General features: G+C 72.1%; 15 protein-coding genes and 1 CRISPR repeat array (1 of these 16 cut by a window edge). Of the genes, 11 read left to right on the top strand and 4 right to left on the bottom strand.

All coding sequences use genetic code 11. The annotated features are described in order from the left end of the window. A CRISPR array of direct repeats spans positions 1-4,678; the repeat unit is 35 nt; unit sequence CTTTCCGCGACCGCATGGTCGCGGCCCCGTTGAAG (it extends 851 nt beyond the left edge of the window). Between the two features lie 864 nt (positions 4,679-5,542). After that, on the bottom strand, positions 5,543-5,938 hold the full coding sequence (locus KIT14_03465) for a VOC family protein (protein MCW5889588.1): 396 nt from the start codon (positions 5,936-5,938) through the stop codon (positions 5,543-5,545). Positions 5,939-5,970: 32 nt separating this feature from the next. Next, positions 5,971-7,164 carry a metallophosphoesterase gene (locus tag KIT14_03470; protein MCW5889589.1) on the bottom strand — a complete coding sequence of 398 codons (1,194 nt, stop codon included), beginning with the start codon at positions 7,162-7,164 and terminating at the stop codon, positions 5,971-5,973. A gap of 94 nt (positions 7,165-7,258) precedes the next feature. Here KIT14_03470 and KIT14_03475 point away from each other — a divergent pair, with 94 nt between their 5' ends. From KIT14_03475 to KIT14_03505, 7 genes are all read left to right on the top strand, one after another. After that, positions 7,259-8,761, top strand: coding sequence for a GMC family oxidoreductase (locus tag KIT14_03475; protein ID MCW5889590.1), 1,503 nt, complete (start codon positions 7,259-7,261; stop codon positions 8,759-8,761). A gap of 4 nt (positions 8,762-8,765) precedes the next feature. After that, positions 8,766-9,290, top strand: coding sequence for a hypothetical protein (locus KIT14_03480; protein MCW5889591.1), 525 nt, complete (start codon positions 8,766-8,768; stop codon positions 9,288-9,290). Then, positions 9,290-10,360, top strand: coding sequence for a methyltransferase domain-containing protein (locus KIT14_03485; GenBank protein MCW5889592.1), 1,071 nt, complete (start codon positions 9,290-9,292; stop codon positions 10,358-10,360). Before KIT14_03480 ends, KIT14_03485 begins: the two co-directional genes overlap by 1 nt. A 65-nt stretch (positions 10,361-10,425) precedes the next feature. Beyond that, positions 10,426-10,857: a MaoC family dehydratase N-terminal domain-containing protein gene (locus KIT14_03490; protein MCW5889593.1), complete on the top strand. Its 432-nt coding sequence runs from the start codon at positions 10,426-10,428 to the stop codon at positions 10,855-10,857. A 2-nt stretch (positions 10,858-10,859) separates the two neighbouring features. Further along, positions 10,860-11,273, top strand: a complete 414-nt coding sequence (locus tag KIT14_03495; GenBank protein MCW5889594.1) for a hypothetical protein — start codon at positions 10,860-10,862, stop codon at positions 11,271-11,273. An 82-nt stretch (positions 11,274-11,355) separates the two neighbouring features. Further along, positions 11,356-12,171: a 1-acyl-sn-glycerol-3-phosphate acyltransferase gene (locus KIT14_03500; GenBank protein MCW5889595.1), complete on the top strand. Its 816-nt coding sequence runs from the start codon at positions 11,356-11,358 to the stop codon at positions 12,169-12,171. Further along, positions 12,168-12,404: a hypothetical protein gene (locus KIT14_03505; protein MCW5889596.1), complete on the top strand. Its 237-nt coding sequence runs from the start codon at positions 12,168-12,170 to the stop codon at positions 12,402-12,404. Before KIT14_03500 ends, KIT14_03505 begins: the two co-directional genes overlap by 4 nt. A gap of 3 nt (positions 12,405-12,407) precedes the next feature. Here the strand turns inward: KIT14_03505 and KIT14_03510 are convergent, their stop codons facing one another. Continuing rightward, positions 12,408-13,769 carry an FAD-binding protein gene (locus KIT14_03510; protein MCW5889597.1) on the bottom strand — a complete coding sequence of 454 codons (1,362 nt, stop codon included), beginning with the start codon at positions 13,767-13,769 and terminating at the stop codon, positions 12,408-12,410. A gap of 95 nt (positions 13,770-13,864) precedes the next feature. Between KIT14_03510 and KIT14_03515 the strand changes: the two genes are divergently transcribed. The 4 genes from KIT14_03515 (at position 13,865) to KIT14_03530 (ending at position 17,554) form a co-directional block, all read left to right on the top strand. Next, positions 13,865-14,824: a flippase-like domain-containing protein gene (locus KIT14_03515; GenBank protein ID MCW5889598.1), complete on the top strand. Its 960-nt coding sequence runs from the start codon at positions 13,865-13,867 to the stop codon at positions 14,822-14,824. Positions 14,825-14,888: 64 nt separating this feature from the next. After that, complete coding sequence (locus KIT14_03520) at positions 14,889-15,878, top strand: 2-dehydropantoate 2-reductase (protein MCW5889599.1); 990 nt, start codon at positions 14,889-14,891, stop codon at positions 15,876-15,878. Beyond that, positions 15,866-16,798, top strand: a complete 933-nt coding sequence (locus KIT14_03525) for a M67 family metallopeptidase (protein MCW5889600.1) — start codon at positions 15,866-15,868, stop codon at positions 16,796-16,798. The genes KIT14_03520 and KIT14_03525 overlap by 13 nt, the downstream gene beginning before the upstream one ends. A 3-nt stretch (positions 16,799-16,801) precedes the next feature. Then, positions 16,802-17,554, top strand: coding sequence for a hypothetical protein (locus KIT14_03530; protein ID MCW5889601.1), 753 nt, complete (start codon positions 16,802-16,804; stop codon positions 17,552-17,554). Positions 17,555-17,600: 46 nt separating this feature from the next. Here the strand turns inward: KIT14_03530 and KIT14_03535 are convergent, their stop codons facing one another. Next, positions 17,601-19,352, bottom strand: a complete 1,752-nt coding sequence (locus KIT14_03535; GenBank protein MCW5889602.1) for a phosphoenolpyruvate carboxykinase (GTP) — start codon at positions 19,350-19,352, stop codon at positions 17,601-17,603. Between the last annotated feature and the right edge of the window lie 5 nt (positions 19,353-19,357).

Here is a 19,357-nt window from a genome sequence, read left to right on the forward strand (position 1 = left end):
CACGTATGCGCGCCCCACGACGGACATCTTTCCGCGACCGCATGGTCGCGGCCCCGTTGAAGGAGCGGGATGCCCAGGTTGCGGATCGCGAGCAACAGATCCTTTCCGCGACCGCATGGTCGCGGCCCCGTTGAAGGGAGATCACGGCCGTCGCGGAGCCCGGAAGCACAGCAGCTTTCCGCGACCGCATGGTCGCGGCCCCGTTGAAGGTCCGGTCGCTGGGTTCCGGAGGGGTTGCGCGTCGTGGGCCTTTCCGCGACCGCATGGTCGCGGCCCCGTTGAAGGGAGTTCCTCGGGCCAGCGCACCGACGGCGGCTGGTCCACTTTCCGCGACCGCATGGTCGCGGCCCCGTTGAAGGAACGGCACGCCGGCCACGAGGAACGCCGCGAGCATGGCCTTTCCGCGACCGCATGGTCGCGGCCCCGTTGAAGGTCAATCCGGACTGACCGGTGCTGAGCTTCACGCGCCGCTTTCCGCGACCGCATGGTCGCGGCCCCGTTGAAGGTGCTTCGGGGACCCCTGGTAGAGGTCGGCCTTGGCAGCTTTCCGCGACCGCATGGTCGCGGCCCCGTTGAAGGTCTCCGTCGACAACGAGACCGAGTACCGCGACAAGCCTTTCCGCGACCGCATGGTCGCGGCCCCGTTGAAGCGACGCCTTCGACGTCGTCGACACGACGGTCAACGAGGCTTTCCGCGACCGCATGGTCGCGGCCCCGTTGAAGCGTCGCCCAGCTCGCGAAGTATCCGACCATCCCGCGCGACTTTCCGCGACCGCATGGTCGCGGCCCCGTTGAAGCGGCGAGGATCGACCGGAAGGTCGCCTGGAGGCGCTCGACTTTCCGCGACCGCATGGTCGCGGCCCCGTTGAAGCTGGCGTTCGATCTGTGCGTCGTCGTAGACGTCGAGGTCTTTCCGCGACCGCATGGTCGCGGCCCCGTTGAAGCGAGCGCGAGCGGGTGGCGCTCGTGCTCGACGGCGAGGCTTTCCGCGACCGCATGGTCGCGGCCCCGTTGAAGCCGGGCCGCCCTCGTCGTCCTCCCCGCGCGGGCGCGCTTTCCGCGACCGCATGGTCGCGGCCCCGTTGAAGCGCGAGCACCTGGTCCGGGTGCACGGGCGGGATCTCCTCCTTTCCGCGACCGCATGGTCGCGGCCCCGTTGAAGCCAGGCGATCGGCGGGAGGAGCGGGCTCCGATCAGCCACCTTTCCGCGACCGCATGGTCGCGGCCCCGTTGAAGCTGCATAGGACTGACGGAGCGCCTCCATCACGTTGTCGGGCTTTCCGCGACCGCATGGTCGCGGCCCCGTTGAAGCGCACTGGACGGCGGGCGACTCGTCGCGTGGTCGGCGGCTTTCCGCGACCGCATGGTCGCGGCCCCGTTGAAGCGTCCCGCCGTAGGGCGGAGACCAGGTGCACGCGATCCGCTTTCCGCGACCGCATGGTCGCGGCCCCGTTGAAGCGAGCGGAACGTGTGCCGCGTCTGGTCGAGGAGGTCGATCTTTCCGCGACCGCATGGTCGCGGCCCCGTTGAAGCTCGGCCATGACGAACGGCACGCCGCGCCCGAGCGCGTCTTTCCGCGACCGCATGGTCGCGGCCCCGTTGAAGCACGCCCCAGGTCTACGTCTACGTCCGGCCGACCGCCTTTCCGCGACCGCATGGTCGCGGCCCCGTTGAAGCAGCGCCGTCAGAGACACGCCCTCGACGGTGAGCGCGTCTTTCCGCGACCGCATGGTCGCGGCCCCGTTGAAGCAACTTCCCGGTCGAGGGGATCGCGTCCTGGCGCAGCTTTCCGCGACCGCATGGTCGCGGCCCCGTTGAAGCACGTACTCGCGCTCGGTCATCGGCCAGTCGATCAGACCTTTCCGCGACCGCATGGTCGCGGCCCCGTTGAAGCGAACCGCAGCGGCACGGTGTCCCCTCGCACGATCGTCTTTCCGCGACCGCATGGTCGCGGCCCCGTTGAAGCGAGGACCTGGGCGTGCGGGACGCGAGCACGGGCCGCCTTTCCGCGACCGCATGGTCGCGGCCCCGTTGAAGCACGCCCGGCTCGTCGGGATCGTCCCAGCGGTGCGCGTCTTTCCGCGACCGCATGGTCGCGGCCCCGTTGAAGCCCCGCTCGGCATCGAGACCGCCCGCGCCGCGCACGCCTTTCCGCGACCGCATGGTCGCGGCCCCGTTGAAGCTGCGCGAGCAGCGTCATCAGCACGGAGAGCGTCGCGGCCTTTCCGCGACCGCATGGTCGCGGCCCCGTTGAAGCGCGAGCACCTGGTGCAGCGCGCGGCCCACCATCTCGCCTTTCCGCGACCGCATGGTCGCGGCCCCGTTGAAGCCCGGCGATGGGCGTCTGGAGGACGACGCCGGCGAAGCGCCTTTCCGCGACCGCATGGTCGCGGCCCCGTTGAAGCCCCGCCCACGCCTGCGTCGTGACCGTGCCCCGGGTGACTTTCCGCGACCGCATGGTCGCGGCCCCGTTGAAGCACGAGCGCGACGGCGAGGTCCGGGATCTCGGCGGCGCCTTTCCGCGACCGCATGGTCGCGGCCCCGTTGAAGCTCCCGCACGAAGCGGTGCAGGACCGGCACGTCGGGCTCCTTTCCGCGACCGCATGGTCGCGGCCCCGTTGAAGCGACAACCCGTACGGGCGGTCGGACTGCCGGGCGGCCTCTTTCCGCGACCGCATGGTCGCGGCCCCGTTGAAGCCACGACGAACTTCGTCTGCGGGTGGCCGTGGACGAGCTGCTTTCCGCGACCGCATGGTCGCGGCCCCGTTGAAGCCGGTCGTACTTGGTGAAGTGGTTGCCCGGCATGTCAGCTTTCCGCGACCGCATGGTCGCGGCCCCGTTGAAGCGACCAAGGTCTCTCTGCCTCCGACTTCCGGGACGCGGCTTTCCGCGACCGCATGGTCGCGGCCCCGTTGAAGCCTCAACGGCGCCCTCGCACGGCACGCGGCCGATCCCGCTTTCCGCGACCGCATGGTCGCGGCCCCGTTGAAGCGGCACTCGACGCGGGCCGTCGCCGCCGCATGGTCCGCCTTTCCGCGACCGCATGGTCGCGGCCCCGTTGAAGCGCCGAGCGCAGGGCGCGCCGCTGCCAGCGGTGCGCGGCTTTCCGCGACCGCATGGTCGCGGCCCCGTTGAAGCGACGGCGCCGGCCAGGGCCGCGACTGGAACGTCATCTTTCCGCGACCGCATGGTCGCGGCCCCGTTGAAGCGCGGGCTCGGCCGACATGCTCGCCGGCTACGGCACCTCCTTTCCGCGACCGCATGGTCGCGGCCCCGTTGAAGCCGATTGGGGAGCGGATCGGCGAAACGGTCGGTATGACTTTCCGCGACCGCATGGTCGCGGCCCCGTTGAAGCGACTTCGGGTTCGTGTCGCAGCCGCTCGTCGGCTGCGCTTTCCGCGACCGCATGGTCGCGGCCCCGTTGAAGCAGCGCGGCGTACGTCTCGCGCAGCGTCGCGTGCGCGGCTTTCCGCGACCGCATGGTCGCGGCCCCGTTGAAGCGATCGCCCGGACACGCGCGAGCGCCATCTCGTGCTGCTTTCCGCGACCGCATGGTCGCGGCCCCGTTGAAGCGCCGCGGCCCGCATCGAGAGGCCCTCGCGGGCCATGAGCTTTCCGCGACCGCATGGTCGCGGCCCCGTTGAAGCGCGCTCACCGCGCTCTTCACCATCACCGTCAGCTCGACTTTCCGCGACCGCATGGTCGCGGCCCCGTTGAAGCAACGTCTGCGAGGCGGCCTCGGGACCCGCGCTCATCGCCTTTCCGCGACCGCATGGTCGCGGCCCCGTTGAAGCAGGCCGCGCTCGATTTCGCCCAGGGCCTCGAGCGCGAGCTTTCCGCGACCGCATGGTCGCGGCCCCGTTGAAGCGGGGTCGATGAGCGCACGATACGCCGTCGCCTCGCCCCTTTCCGCGACCGCATGGTCGCGGCCCCGTTGAAGCCGCCCCGACAAGCTCGACCCGGTCAAGATTCAGGAGGCTTTCCGCGACCGCATGGTCGCGGCCCCGTTGAAGCACCTTGGCCTGGCGTCGCCGGTAACTGCACTGCGCCGCCTTTCCGCGACCGCATGGTCGCGGCCCCGTTGAAGCATCCCGGCACGAGTTGCCGGAGAGGCATCCTGCCCCGCTTTCCGCGACCGCATGGTCGCGGCCCCGTTGAAGCGAGGCGGCGGTCATCGTGCCGACCGCCGCCTGGTCGCCTTTCCGCGACCGCATGGTCGCGGCCCCGTTGAAGCGTCGCGATGCGCAACCAGACCGTCCACGACCTCTACGCCTTTCCGCGACCGCATGGTCGCGGCCCCGTTGAAGCCTCACCGCGTCGCGCGCGGCATCGATGGCGCGCTTCGCCTTTCCGCGACCGCATGGTCGCGGCCCCGTTGAAGCTCGGCGTGGGTGGATGGGGGATGGCCGCGCTCGAGCCTCTTTCCGCGACCGCATGGTCGCGGCCCCGTTGAAGCGCGGGACGACCTCGGTCCTTTTCGGCGGCGCCCAGCTCACCTTTCCGCGACCGCATGGTCGCGGCCCCGTTGAAGCTCGTCCAGGCGCGCGGTGTGCCACAGCGTCGCGCCGGCTTTCCGCGACCGCATGGTCGCGGCCCCGTTGAAGCCGCAAGGTGCTCCAGCACTGCCGGACGACGACGATGCACTTTCCGCGACCGCATGGTCGCGGCCCCGTTGAAGCCCGCCGGCGATCTCATTGTGCAGCAACCCCAGCGACCTCGTTGTGCAGGATGTCTCGCCAGCGGCCCTCCCCCCCCCACATAGCGATCGGGCCTTGAGGACGACGCGCATGGGGCGTGCCCTCCGAACTGCGCGGACCCGTTGTAGCGCGGACCGACTTCCCCGCCGACCGGTGAGGGGGCCACCGCAAACCTGGGGGCGAACGCCTCTGGTGAGCATGCCAACGGGTCCGCGCTTTTCGCGTCACGCGCGCATCGTGTGCGTGCAGGACCAGTTTCTCGCCGGGGTGGAGATGCACGCGTATGGATCGCCGCGAGCCGGCCGGGTGTCCGCGGGGCTTGCTCCGACCCCCCCGGGCGCACGCATACGGGCCCGATCATGGATGCGGTCGATGAGTTCGAGGCGGCGTGTGCTCGCTATCGCGCAGCCCTGCGCGACGCACTTCGGAGAGAGGTGCATCTCACGGAGCCCGAGGCCATCACGGTGACGAAGGCGCTGGAGCCGTTCTTTCGGGACGATGGTCCGCCGGGTGCCTTCGCCGATGTCGTGCGTGCCTATGTGCAGTCCGAGTCGAGGCAGGCGTGGACGGCGGGTCGGGTATGGAGGCGGACGCGGTCGTTGCGAAGGTCTCGGGGATAACGCGGGTGGCGTTGTCCGAGGCTGCCAGGCGTTTTCTCGATGGGACATCGAGATGCGAGGTGCCCGACCTCCCCTTCGACTATGCGCACCGGTTACGTGAGCTGAACCTCGTTCACGATTGAGCCACGATGCGACGAGCATAGCCCCGATCTGCGAAGCGACGGCACGTTCGGCGCATGCGACCTCGATCGACGTGGCTGCGCTGCGGCCGCGACCCGCACGCCGTCAGCCCGGCAGGTGCACCAGCTCGAGCTTGATGCCGTCCGGATCCGCGAAGAACACCGCATAGTATCCCGGCACGTACTCGGGGTACTCGCGCGGCGGATCGAGGATCGTGCCGCCGAAGGCGACGACGTCGCGGGCCACGGTGTCGACGTGCGCGCGGTCGTCGGCGCGGAACGCGACCTCGCAGAGGCCGACGCGATCCTTCGAGAAGGTGTCGCCGGCGTAGCGGGCGGCGGCCTGCTTGATCCAGAAGCTGCCGCCGGGGCTCAGCCAGCCGGTGCCGGTCTCCATGTCCCAGCGGCCGCCGTAACCGAGGGCCGGCATGAGGCGGGCGTAGAACGTACGCGAGCGCTCGATGTCCTTGACGCTGAGGAAGACGTGGTGGACGCCCGCCATGGTGTGCTCGTAGCGTGCGCTCCGGCGCTGCGCTACTGCCGTGGTACCCGCGACGGGGGCCAGCCGTCGCGTCGGCAGGGGCCGGAGCGGTCACGGTGCAGCCGGAAGCGGTCGACGATGCGGCCGGCCAGGTCGATCGCCTTCACGTCGAGCGTGCGCGGCGTGGCGCGCACGCGCAGGTACTGCGTGCGGCTGACGACGACCGGGAACGCCGGACCAGGATCCGCGTGGTCCAGATCGGCGCTGCCGCCGCCGGTGACGATCTGGAGCATTCGTGCGGCGGGGTCGTGGACGCACGAGGCGTCGGCGCGCGCGTAGAGGTGCTCGTGGCCGGTGATGAGCAGGTCGACGCGGCCGGCCTCGAGGATCGGGACGAGCGTCCGGCGCAGGCCGCGTACCGTGTACTTGCTCCCCGGCGAGTAGACGGGGTCGTGGAGGAAGGCGATCCGCCAGGGGCGTTCGCGCGCCTGCGCGAGGTCGGCGGCAATCCACTGGCGCTCGGCGTCTGCGTCGGGTCCCACCTCGCGCGACGAGATCGCCACCAGGTGGAGCGGGCCCCAGTCGAACGCGTACTGGGCGTCGTGCGGGCTCCGCGGCAGCGTCTCCTGCGCGAAGATCGGACGGAAGGCGCTGGCGGTGGACAAGTCGTGGTTGCCGGGGGTGGCGTAGAACACGGTGCGGGTGAGGAGCGCGCGGTAGATGCGGAAGAAGCGCTGCTGGAGGGCGGCAGCGGTCGCGTGCGGGTAGGCGAGGTCGCCGACGTGGAGGACGAAGTCGGGCGGGTTTCGCGCCAGCTGCCAGGCGAGCACCGTCGCCTCGGGACTGTCGTCGCCGGTGTCGCCGACGACGGCGAAGGTGACGGTGTCGTCGGCGCCGGGCGCGGTGCGGAAGCGGACGAGGCGCGACGAGGATTGCTTGCGCGTGACCTTGCAGCGATAGCGCGTGGCGGGCGTGAGGCCCCCCACGCGCGCCCGCCATACGCGGCCGGTCGGCTCGGTGATCGCGGCTCGCGCGCTCGCGCCGTCCGGGCCGGTGCACGACACGGCGCGCGGCGCGCGGCCCGAGCCCGTGACGACGGCCTCGTGCATCGTCACCGCGGTCACGAGGAGCCACCCGGGAGGCGGCGTGCTCCCGCACGCCGACAGCAGCACGAGGAGCGCCGCGCCGGGCCACCCGCCCAGGCGCGCACCGGAGCGCGATCGGACGGGACGGACGGGCGACGGCACGCCTCGTTTCATACGCGTCCCGGCGACGGAACGCATGCGCCGCCCCTCGAGGCGTTTGCCCGGACCCCTCGGCTCGGGCCACCCTGGGGCGCCCATGACGCCCGACGTCCTCGTCATCGGCTCCGGCTTCGGCGGAGCCGTCATCGCGGCGCGCCTCGCCCAGCGCGGGCTGCGCGTCCTCGTTCTCGAGCGTGGTCCGTGGTGGGGTCCCGCGGGCCGCGCGCACGACGCCCGGGAGCGGCGCGAGTTCCCGCGCGGCCTCGGCGGCTGGGCGAGCGCGCTGCGTAGCGTGCGCTGGACGCGCGGGGTGCGGGCGCGCGAGTGGCTGCTGTCGCGCCGCGGCCTCTACGAGGTGCACGCCTTCCGTCACCTCGACGTCGTGACGAGCAGCGGTGTTGGCGGCGGCTCGCTGATCTACACGAACGTCCTCGAGGCGCCCGACGACGCCTTCTGGGGCGCGTTCCCGCCCGAGATCGACGCCGCCGAGATGCGCGGGCACGTCGATCGCGTGCGGGCCATGCTGCGGCCGACGCCGCTGCCGGCGTCGCAGCTGCCCGAGAAGAACCGGGCATTCGCGAGCGCGACCGTCGCCGCCGGCCTGGGGGCGCCGCGCTATCCCGAGCTGGGCGTGGTCTTCGGCCGCGACCCGGACGCACCCGAGACGGTCGTGAACGCCGCCGGCGTCGCGCAATCGACCTGCACGCACTGCGGCTGCTGCATCATCGGCTGCGAGACGCGCGCGAAGACCACGCTCGACCTGACCTACGTCGAGGTCGCGCTGCGCCACGGCGCCGAGCTGCGACCCCTGTGCGAGGTCCGCGCGCTCGATCGCACCGCCGACGGCTGGCGCGTGCGCTACCACGATCATCGCAGCGGCCAGGACCTGAACGTCACGGCGCCGCGTCTCGTCCTCGCGGCCGGGTCGCTCAACACGATCCGCCTGCTCTTCCGTGCCCGCGATCATCACCGGACGTTGCCGGGCGTCCCGGCCGCGCTCGGCCGCGGCTTCTCGCCCAACGGCGACCTGCTCGCGCTCGGCACGGGCGCGTCGATGCTCGCCGACGCCAGCCGCGGTCCGGCGCTGAACGCCTTCGTCCCGATCACGGGCGAGGCGGGGCAGCGATACATCGTCGGCGAGGTCGGCACGCCGCTCGCGGGCCTGCCCATCCCGGGCCCGCTTCGCCGGCGTCTGGCGCGCACCGTCGGGCTCCTCGCCATGGGCCGCGACGCGTCGCGCGGCAGGCTCGAGTTCGACGGCCGCGGGCTGCGCACCGACATGGGCCGCTCGGTCGATCCGGCGCTGTTCGCCGAGATCGAGGACCGGCTGGCCGAGGTGGCGCGCCACTACGGCCCGCGCTGGCTCTTCACCAACCCTCCCAACGGCCGCGGTGCGCCGCGCATCGCCACCGTGCACCCGCTCGGCGGCGCCGCGATGGCGACGTCGGCGGAGACGGGCGTCGTCGACCATCGTGGTCAGGTCTTCGGACACCCCGGCCTCTACGTCGCCGACGGATCGGTCTACCCGCGGGCGCCCGGCATTCCGCCTTCGCTGACCATCGCCGCACTGGCCGAACGCATCGCCGTCATGATGGAGTGACGTCATGGAGCATGCCCTTCGCATCCCCGTCTCGCCGCGGCCCGCCCGCGATGAGGCCGTCGACGCCCGCACCCTCGGCGCCATGACCCGCACGGAGCTGGACGCGTTGTTCGCCGGTATGGCGGCCACCGACGCGGCCTCGCTGCGCGGCCGCTACCACGGCGCGCTCTGCGGCGTCATCGGCATCGATCGCCTGCCGGCCCGCCTGCGCGAGCTGGTGTACGCCGTGCTGCGCACGCCGCTCAACGTCTGGCGCGGCAAGTCGTTCGACGGCGACCACGGCGCCAACCGCTGGGGGGTCGGCGAAGGACAACTGGCGTTCGCCGCCTATCGCCTCGAGCCCGGCATGGCGCACGACGGCACCGGCCCGTGCCTGCTGCTCGACTACGACGTGCCCGAGAACCTCCTCCCCCTGCGCGCGATCCTCGGCGAGATCCGTCAGCTCGGCCCCGGCCTGCATCTCGGCCGCATGACCTGGCGCGCCGGGCAGAGCGTCGGCTGCGCGCTCTACTTCACGCTGGAGGGCTGATGGAGGCGCTCGACTTCGAGCGGCTGAAGGGCTTCGCGAAGCACGTCTTCGACGCCTTCGGCGGCGCCATGACGTCGGTCATGATCCACCTCGGCGATCGCCTCGGCCTCTATCGCGCGCTCGCCGACGGCGAGCCGGTTACGAGCGCCGAGCTCGCGGCGCGTGCCGGGCTCGACGAGCGCTGGGTGCGCGAGTGGCTGCACCAGCAGGGCGCGGCGGGCGTCCTCGACCGCCGTGGCGACGACCGCTTCGCGCTCTCGCCGGAGGGCGTCGCAGTGCTGGCCGACGAGCAGTCGCCCGCGTTCGGCGGCGGCTTCTTCGGGAACCTCCCGGAGATGCTCTCGGTGGTGGACCGTCTGCCCGAGGCCTTCCGCACCGGCCGCGGCCTGCCCTACGACGCCTTCGGACCCGGCGGCGCGCGCGGTATCGAGCGCAACTTCGCGTCCTGGTTCCGCACCATGCTCGTGCCGCTGGTGCTGCCGGGCATCGAGGGCCTCGTCCCGCGGCTCGAGGCCGGGTGCGCGGCCGGCGACGTCGGCTGCGGCGGCGGCGTCGCGCTCGTCGAAATGGCGAAGGCCTTCCCGCGCTCGACCTTCCACGGCTGGGACATCTCCGAGTTCGCGCTCGCGCGCGCGGCGGAGAACGCCCGCGAGGCCGGCGTCACGAACGTGCACTGGCACGACGCGCGGCACGATCCGCTGCCGGCCGACGGCAGCCTCGCCTTCGTGACCACGTTCGACTGCCTGCACGACATGACCGATCCCGCGGGCATGACGCGGCGCCTCCGGGCCGCGCTGGCGCCGGACGGCGTCTGGCTCGTGGCCGAGATCCGAGCGCTGCCGACGTACGAGCAGAACGTCGCGAAGAACCCGATGGCGCCGATGATGTACGGCGTCTCGGTGCTGTCGTGCATGTCGTCGGCGCTCTCGGAGCCGGGCGGCGCCGGCCTCGGTACGCTCGGGCTGCCGGAGCCGCTCCTGCGCGAGATGGCGACGGCGGCGGGCTTCGCGCGCGTCGACCCGCTCGAGCTCGGCCATCCGGTGAACGCGTTCTATGTGATCCGGCCGTAGGGGGTGGTCCGGCGGTAGCCGCGCGCCTTGCCACGTCGCCGGGGCTGCCCTAGCTTCGCGGCGCCATGGCGCTGGACTTCGACCGTTCCCTGCTCGGCCGCGAGTTCGACCGCTCCGAGCACGAGCCCGTGCAGGCGGCGACGCTGATCGCCTTCGCCCGCTCCCTCGGGGCGTCCGACCCCTGCTACGTCGAGGACGGGCCCGACCTCGTCGCCCACCCCACCTGGGTCGTCACGTACCGCGGCCACAAGATGTTCCCCGACGACATGCCCGCCTTCTTCCGCGGGCAGATGAGCTTCGACGCGGGGAAGGACGTCGACCTCGGCGCGCCCATCCGCCCCGGCGACCGCATCACGATCGTCTCCACGATCCACGACGTCTACGAGAAGACCGGGCGCAGCGGCGGCATGGTCTTCGTGGTCCTGCGGCTCACGCTGACGAACCAGCGCGGCGATCTCGTCGCGCACGTGGACAACCGCTTCCTCTACAAGGTGTGACCATGGCCGCGACGCGATCGTACGACGAGGTCTTCGAGGGCGACGAGCTGGGCCCGATGGCGCTGCAGCTCCCGGCCGACCAGGTACGGGCCTACGCCCGCGCCGCCGACATCCACTTTCCGCGCTTCACCGACGACGAGGCCGCGAAGCGCGAGGGCCTGCCGGGGATGATCGCCCCGGGCAACATGAGCATGGGTCTGCTGACGACGTTGATAGACGGCTGGGCAGGTCCGGGCGGTTTGCGCCGCCTCGGCACGACGTTTCGCGCGATCGTGCGGCCCGATCGCGGGCTCCGCCTGTGCGGTGCGGTCACCGAGAAGCACGACGACGCGCGCACCGTCGAGCTCGACGTGTGGATCGAGAGCGATGAAGGCGATCGTCTCGTCATCGGCACGGCGACCGTCGCGCTCGCGTGAGCGTCGCCGCCTTGTGCTCGGCACGGGGCATGAGTATAGAGCGCGCGAGGAGCAGCAACCGGTGCGCGGCGGAGGCAGGGGCGTGCGCGGGATGGCATCGTCGATCTCGCTCGACGTCGGCCGACCCGACGGCAGGTCGGGTGTGGATACGTTCGGCCTCGACCTCGCGTTCCGCGAGCGCGTCACGCCGGTGTTCAAGTTCCTCCACGATCGCTACTGGCGCATCGAGGTCAGCGGGGCCCGAAATCTCCCCAGCGACGGCCCCGTTCTCCTCATCTCGAACCACTCCGGTGCCGTGCCGTTCGACGGCGCGATGATCGTCACGGCGGCGGACATCCACTGCGGGCGTCCGCTGCGCTTCCTCTACGACCGCTTCGTCGCGAAGGTCGCACCCGTCGACGCGTTCTACCGCAAGGTCGGCGGCGCGATCGCCGATCGCGACAACGCGCGACGGCTCCTCGAGGCGGGCGAAGCGGTGCTGCTGTTCCCCGAGGGCGTCGCCGGCGTGGCGAAGCCGTTCAGCGAGCGCTATCGCTTGCGGCCGTTCAGCCCGGGGTTCGCGCGGCTCGCGTTGTCGCTCGACGTGCCCGTCGTACCGGTCGCGGTCGTCGGCGCCGAAGAGATCTATCCGCTCGTCGGACGCGCCGAAGGCATCGGGCGGCTGATGGGCATGCCGTACGTACCCATCACGCCCTTCTTCCCCATCCTCGGCCTGCTCGGCGCGGTGCCGTTGCCGACGAAGTGGTTCATCCGCTTCGGCAAGCCGCTGCGGCTCGGTCCGGTCGAGGAGGAGGGTCGGGTGCTGCGGGCACGTATCGAAGCCGTCGCGTTGCGCCGCCGTCTCCAGGCCATGGTGACGCGGCTCAAGCAGCGACGTAAGTCGGTGTTCTTCGGATGAACTCCCAGGTCTCCCCGACGATGCCGGCGGCAGCGCGCACCTGGCTGCGCGTCGGACGCGCGGTCTATCCCGTGTACGGCGACGAGCTGCGCGGCTGGAGCCCGCGCGCGGAAGATTTCCGCCAGGGCGGCGAGCCGGGACGGTTCGTCTACGCGTCGATCGACGAGCTGTTCTTCGCGCTCGTCAACCTGACCGTCACCGGCGGCGTCCTCGGACAGGCCAGCCGGAACTGAGCCTCACTCGGCGTCCGCCGCCGCGACGACGTCGAGTGCGGCGAGACGTCCCAGGGCGAGGGCTTGGAGCGCCTCGAGACCGGGAAGCGCCGGTTCCTCGGCGAGCGCAGCCGTGACGCCGCCGACGGCCCACAGGCCGGGGACCGCGGTGCCGTCCTCGCGCAGCGCGCGGCCGCGTCCGTCGACCACGACGCCGCCGAGCGTCCGCCGCCGGCCCGGGGTGACGCGGATCGCGTGCAGCGGCGGCTCCAGCGCGTCGGTACGCTCGCGGCCGAAGGGATCGCCGCCCAGCTCGACGTTGGCGTCGTAGTTCTCGAGCGTCAGCGCCAGGTGGGTGGCGTCGAGCTCGAACTGCTTCGCGAGATCGCCGACGGAGCCGCCGCGTCGCGCGGTGCGCGGCATCACCACGTGCTCGAAGAACGGATCGCTCGCCGATACGGCGGCGGCCACGCGGTCGTCGAAGACGAGGTAGGCGACGTGGCCGGGCAGCGCGTGGATCCGCTGCGCGAGCGCCAGCGGCTCGGCGGTCTCGGCGACGAAGCGGCGTCCGCTCTGATCGACCAGGATGGCGCCGCAGGCGGCGAGCGCCGGCGGCACGGTGAGGCGACCGGGCAGCGAGAGGAAGGGCGCGATCTCGCAGGCGTCGAGACCGCGCGTCGCGGCGCCGGCGGCACGTGCGAGACGGAGGCCGTCGCCGCGGGCGCCGTCGGGTCCGAGGTACGGTAGCGCGGCGACCGCGGGGCAGTGGGCGGCGATGGCCGCATCGTCGGCGGCGAACCCGCCGCAGGCGAGGAGCACGCGTCCGTGGAGGGCGGGAGCGCCGCGACGCTCGGGCTTCAGGACGACGCCGCGCACGCTCCCGTCGTCGCCGCGCTCCAGGTCGAGCACCTCGGCTCCCAGCCGCACGCGGAGACGATGATGGCGCGTGACGACGCGCACCAGCGCGGCGACCAGGTCGGCCCCTCCCTGCGCGCCCAGCGCGTGCAGACGCGGAGCCGTGTGGCCGGGCGGCGTTCCCGGCGCCAGCGTGACCGCGAGCCCACAGCGATCGGCGAGCCAGGCGAGCAGGGGCGCGGCTTCGCCCGCCAGGGCGGCCGCGAGGCTCGTGTCGGCATGATGGGCCGACACCGACTCCAGATCGGACACCAGACACGACGGGCCGTCGTCGATGCCGGCGGCCGCCTGGAAACGGCTCCCGGGCGCGGCCAGCGATTCGCCGGCGCCGCCGCCGCCGCCCAGCTCCTTCTGGCGCTCGACCAGCACGACGCGGCAGCCGCGGTCCGCGGCGAGGATGGCGGCGACCATGCCACCGACGCTGCCTCCGACGACCACGAGGTCGGTCGTGTCCCGTCCAGCCTCGGTCATCGGGCCTGCGCCTTAGCTGGGGTCGCCCAACGCAGTCAAGGAAGATTGGACCCGAGCGTCATTGCAAATGCGCCGACAATCGCGACAATCGTGTCGTGTCACGTGTGAGAACGGTCGCCGACTGGACGCTGCGAATCGGCGTCAGCGCAGGCGTAATCGCCTACATCCTCTACGACGTCGATCGCACCGACCTCCTCGAGGCCCTGAGCGCCGTCGATGCCAGCGCCCTCGTCCTGCCGACGCTCGTCTACCTGGCCGGGCAGACGGTCAGCGCCTATCGGTGGTCGCTGCTGGGACGCTCGGTCGGACTCGACGCGCCGTACCGTGACTACGTCCGCTACTACTACATCGGCATGTTCCTGAACGTCTTCGGTCTCAGCACGATCGGAGGTGACCTCGCCCGCGGGCTCTATCTCGGCGGCGGCCGGCGTCCGGTGCTGGCGCTGAACTCCGTCATCTTCGATCGCTTGAGCGGCCTCGCCATCCTGATGGCCCTCGGCGCGGCGGCGCTGATCGCATTTCCCGGCTACGACTTCCCCTGGCTGCTGAGCGCTGCCTGCATTGCCGGAGGGCTGGTGCTCGTCGCGGTGTGGTGGACGTGCCCGCGCCTCGTGCGCGTGCTGCCGGTGCACAACCGACTCCGCCGGCAGGTCGAAGACGACCTCGCCCCCTTCTGGCGCGACTCGGGGCTCCTCCTGCGCGTGACGGCCGTGTCGCTGGTCTTCCATCTGCTCCAGGTGTTCGTGCAGTGGCTGCTCGCGCGGGCGGCGGGGACGGAGCTGCCGTTCGCCTACTGCCTCGTGATCCACCCGATCCTGAGCCTCATGATGGCGCTGCCGGTGAGCATCGGCGGGTTCGGCGTGCGCGAGGGCGGCTACCTCTACTTCCTCACGCACGTCCACGTGGAGGACTCGATCGCGGTGACGATGGGACTCCTGTGGTTCGCGGTGACCGCGCTCGGCGGGCTCGTGGGCAGCGCGGTGTTCCTCGCCTCGGGCGCCGAGCTGCCGCGGCTGCGCACGGCCGAGCGCGAGGTGCCCGAGCCCGTGGCGTAGCGCGGACGTTCCGTCCGCGCCGTCCACCTTGTTCGCCCCTAGGGGGACGCGTATCGTGCGCGCGATGGCGGGGACGGAGCGTCCGTCGCCCGTGCTGGTCGCCGGCGCGGGCGCGCTCGGGTCGGTGCTCGGCGGTCTGCTCGCCGCCCGGGGATGGCCGGTGACGCTCCTCGGCCGGCGCGAGCATCTGGACGCGGTCCGCCGGCACGGGCTCGCGATCGACGGCCTCTACGGCACCCATCACGTGGGCGACCTCGAGTGCGTCACCGAGGCGTCGGCGCTGCGCGGGCCGTTCCCGACGATCTTCCTCACGGTGAAGAGCTGGGACACGGAGGCCACGGTGGCGGCGGTCGCTCCGCTGCTCGCGCCCATCGGGATGCTCGTCGTGCTCCAGAACGGGCTCGGGAACCTCGAGCGCGCGTCGGCGCGCGTCGGCGCGTCGCGGGTGATCGGCGGGCGCGTGATCTTCGGCGCCGAGGTCACCGCGCCGGGGCACGTGCGCGTCACCGTGCATGCCGCCCCGACGTTGCTGGGCAGCCCCGAGTCCGGCGACGGCACGTGCCAGGCGGCCGCGCGACGCTGGGCCGCGATCCTCGATGCGGCCGGCGTCCCCGCGGCGGCCACCGACGCGATCGCCACCGAGCTGTGGGCGAAGGTCCTCTACAACGCCGCGCTGAATCCGCTCGGCGCGCTGCTGGGCGTCCCATACGGACACCTCGCCCGGGACCCGGACGCCCGCGCCATCATGGACGCCGTCATCGCCGAGACCTTCGCGGTCGCGCAGGCCGAGGGCGTCGCCCTGCCGTGGCCCGACGCGGCCGGGTATCGCGAGCTGTTCTACGCGAAGCTCGTGCCGTCGACCGCGGCGCACCGGTCGTCGATGCTCCAGGACCTCGAGCGCGGGCGGCCGACGGAGATCGACGCCATCAACGGTCACGTCACGACCCGCGGCGCGGCGCACGGCATTCCGACGCCCGTCAACGCCACGCTCGCGGGCACGATCCGCGCCCGCGTCCGACGCGGGCGCGAAGGAGACGCTGCATGGAGCCGCTGAGCATCGATCGCGCGACGCTCGACGCCATCCTGGCGCACGCGCGCGAGACCCATCCGGAAGAGTGCTGCGGCGCGATCGTCGCGCGCGACGGGGCCGACGTGGTCCACCGGTTCACTAACATCCAGAGCCGTCTCCATGCCGAGGATGCGGTGAACAACCCGCGCGACGGCACGCGCGGCTACACCCCGGAGCCGAAGGAGCTGCTCGCGGTGCTCCATGCCGGCGAGGAGCCGGGGGCGCGGCTCGCCGTATTCTATCACTCGCATCCGATCACCGGCTCGTACTTCTCGGGCGAGGACCGCGCGCGCGCCATGTTCGGCGACGAGCCCGCCTATCCCGACGTCGCCTACCTCGTGGTCTCCGACGCGCGGATCGAGGGCGAGGCGCGTGCGTTCCACTGGGACGACGCCAGCCTGGACTTCGTCGAGCGCGAGGTGCACGTGCGCGAGCCCGCTGCGGCCGGGCCCGACCTCGCGCGCGAGGCGGCCGTGGCGGCGTCGCCGGTCCGCAAGGCGGCGACGCCGCCGGACGGCCCGGCGTCCCCACCGGCCGTCGCGAAGCCGCGCGCGAAACCGCGTACGAAGAAGGCCGCCAGCCCCACGGCGGCCGCGAAGAAGGCCGCCGGCGGCTCGATGCGGACACGCTCGCGCCCGCTGCCCACGACGAAGGCCGCCCGCGGGAAGGCGGCCAAAAAGGCGGCCAGGAAGCTGGCCAAGAAGGCGTCCCCGAAGGTGGCCAGGAGCACGGCCAAGCGGGTGGTGGCGACGGCGAGCAGGGGCGCGGCGAAGAAGAAGGTCGCTGCCCGCAAGAGCGCGCCCGCGAAGGCGGTTGCCCGCAAGGCGGTCTCCCAGAGCGCGGCGAAGAAGCGCCCGCCGGCGAAGAAGACGGCCGCCGCGCGCGCGCGGGTGAAGAAGAAGTAGCGCGTGAGCGACGTCGATCTGAGCGCCAGCGTCGGCGGGGTCATCCTGCCGTTCTGCGTGATGAACGCCGTGGGCACGGCGATCACCGCCGGCGAGCTGCGCGGGCTCGTACGCTCGCGCACGGGTGCCCTCGTCCTGCGCACGACGACCGTGCATCCGTTCGTGCATCCCGAGTTCCGTTCGCTGCACAATCCGGGCTTCGACAAGCTGATGCCGCTCGTGCGCGAGCTGACGGCCGAGGACGATCGGCCCGTGATCGCGAGCATCGCGGGCAGCACGGTCGAGGAGCTCGTGCAGCTGGCGCGCGCCTTCAACGCGGCGGGCGCGGCGGCCGTCGAGGTGCAGCTCGCGGAACCGTGGGTCGATGCGACGCTGGCGCCGCTCGAAGGCCCGGAGCAGCTCACCCACTTCGCGACCACGCTGGTGGGGGCGAGCGACATCCCGGTGTGGATCCGCCTGCCGGATCGGCCGCTGCGCTACGATCTCGTCGGCCCGCTGCTCGCCGAGGCCGGCGTCGGCGCCATCGTCGTACGCAACGAGTTCACGGAGTTCGAGAAGCTGCGCCTGGCGATCGGCGCCGCCGTCGATCTCGTCGCCACGGGCCCCTTCCCCTCCGGCTACGAGGTCGGCCGTACCCTCGCCAAGGGCGCCGTGGCCGTCCAGATCGGGCCCGCGCTCGGCAGCGAGGGCATGGCGATCTTCACCCGTCTCGAGCGCGAGCTCCGCATCGCGCGCGGCGGCCGCGCCGACGGCTGAGCTATGACCGATCGCGAGACGCGGCGGTCGCGGCCGCGCTGCCCGATCAGCCGAGCCGCTTGGCCAGCGCCTGCCGCTGCGACGCGAGCTCGTCGGGCAGCTTCCCGCCGAGCTTGCCGTAGAACTCGCCGAGCCCATCGACCTCGGCCCGCCAGTCGTCGTGCGACACCTGGAGCAGCTTGCCGAGCGTCCCGTCGTGCAACGCGAGCCCGTTCGTGTCGATGGCGTTCGCCGCCGGCTCGAGGCCGATGGGCGTCTCCACCGCGTCGCCGCCGTCCTTGCAGCGTGCGACGATCCACTTCAGCACGCGCAGGTTCTCGCCGAAGCCGGGCCAGAGGAACCTGCCGTTCTCGTCCTGGCGGAACCAGTTGACGTGGAAGATACGCGGCGGCTTCGGCACGGCGGTCCCCATGTGCAGCCAGTGCGCGAAGTAGTCGCCCATGTGGTAACCGCAGAACGGCAGCATCGCCATGGGATCGCGGCGCACGACACCGACCGCGCCGCTCTGCGCCGCGGTCGTCTCGGACGCCACCGCCGAGGCGACGAACACGCCGTGGTTCCAGTCGAACGACTCGAAGACGAGAGGCGCGGTGCGGGCGCGGCGACCGCCGAAGATGAACGCCGAGATCGGCACGCCGCGTGGATTCTCCCATTCGGGCGAGATCGACGGGCACTGGCGCGCCGGCGCGGTGAAGCGCGAGTTGGGATGCGCGGCCTTCTCGCCCGACGCCGGGGTCCAGTCCTTGCCGCGCCAGTCGACGAGATGCTCGGGCGTGGATCCGTCGATGCCTTCCCACCACGGCTGGCCGTCGTCGGTGACGGCGACGTTGGTGAAGATCGAGTTGCCGCGCAGGCTCGCCATCGCATTCGGGTTGGTCTTCGACGAGGTGCCCGGCGCGACGCCGAAGAAGCCGGCCTCGGGGTTGATCGCCCACAGGCGGCCGTCGGGGCCGGGACGCAGCCAGGCGATGTCGTCGCCGACCGTCCACACCTTCCAGCCCTTCTGGCTCGCCGGCGGCACCAGCATCGCGAGGTTGGTCTTGCCGCACGCCGACGGGAACGCGGCGGCGACGTACGTGGTCTCGCCCTCGGGGCTCTCCAGGCCGAGGATCAGCATGTGCTCCGCGAGCCAGCCCTCTTCGCGCGCCTGCACGCTGGCGATGCGCAGCGCGAAGCACTTCTTGCCGAGGAGCGCGTTGCCGCCGTAGCCCGAGCCGACCGACCAGATCTCCTTGCGCTCGGGGAAGTGGCAGATGAAGCGGCGGTCGGGCGACAGATCGCCGAGCGAGTGCAGGCCCTTCACGAACTCGCCGTCGCTGCCGAGCTGCAGGAGCGCCTTCTGCCCCATGCGCGTCATGATGCGCATGTTCGCGACCACGTACGGGCTGTCGGTGATCTCGACGCCGACCTTCGAGAGCGGCGAGCCGAGCGGTCCCATGACGTAGGGGATCACGTACATGGTGCGCCCGTGCATCGCGCCCTTGAAGAGCGGGGCGACCTTCGCCTGCGCGTCGGCCGGCGACATCCAGTTGTTGGTCGGGCCTGCGCCCTCCTGGCGCTCGGAGCAGATGAAGGTGAGGTGCTCGGTGCGCGCGACGTCGGAGGGGTCGGAGCGGTGCAGGTACGAGTTCGGGTACGCACGCTCGTTCAGGCGGTGCAGCGTCCCGTCGCCCAGCATCTGCTGGATGAGCTGCTCGTTCTCGGCGTCCGATCCGTCGCACCAGTGGATGCGGGAAGGCTCGGTGTGACGTGCCACCTCGTCGACCCAGGCGGCGAGGGCGCGATGCGTAGTGGACATGGAGC

It is taken from the genome of bacterium (genome assembly GCA_026129405.1).
GTDB lineage: Bacteria > Desulfobacterota > Binatia > DP-6 > DP-6 > JAHCID01.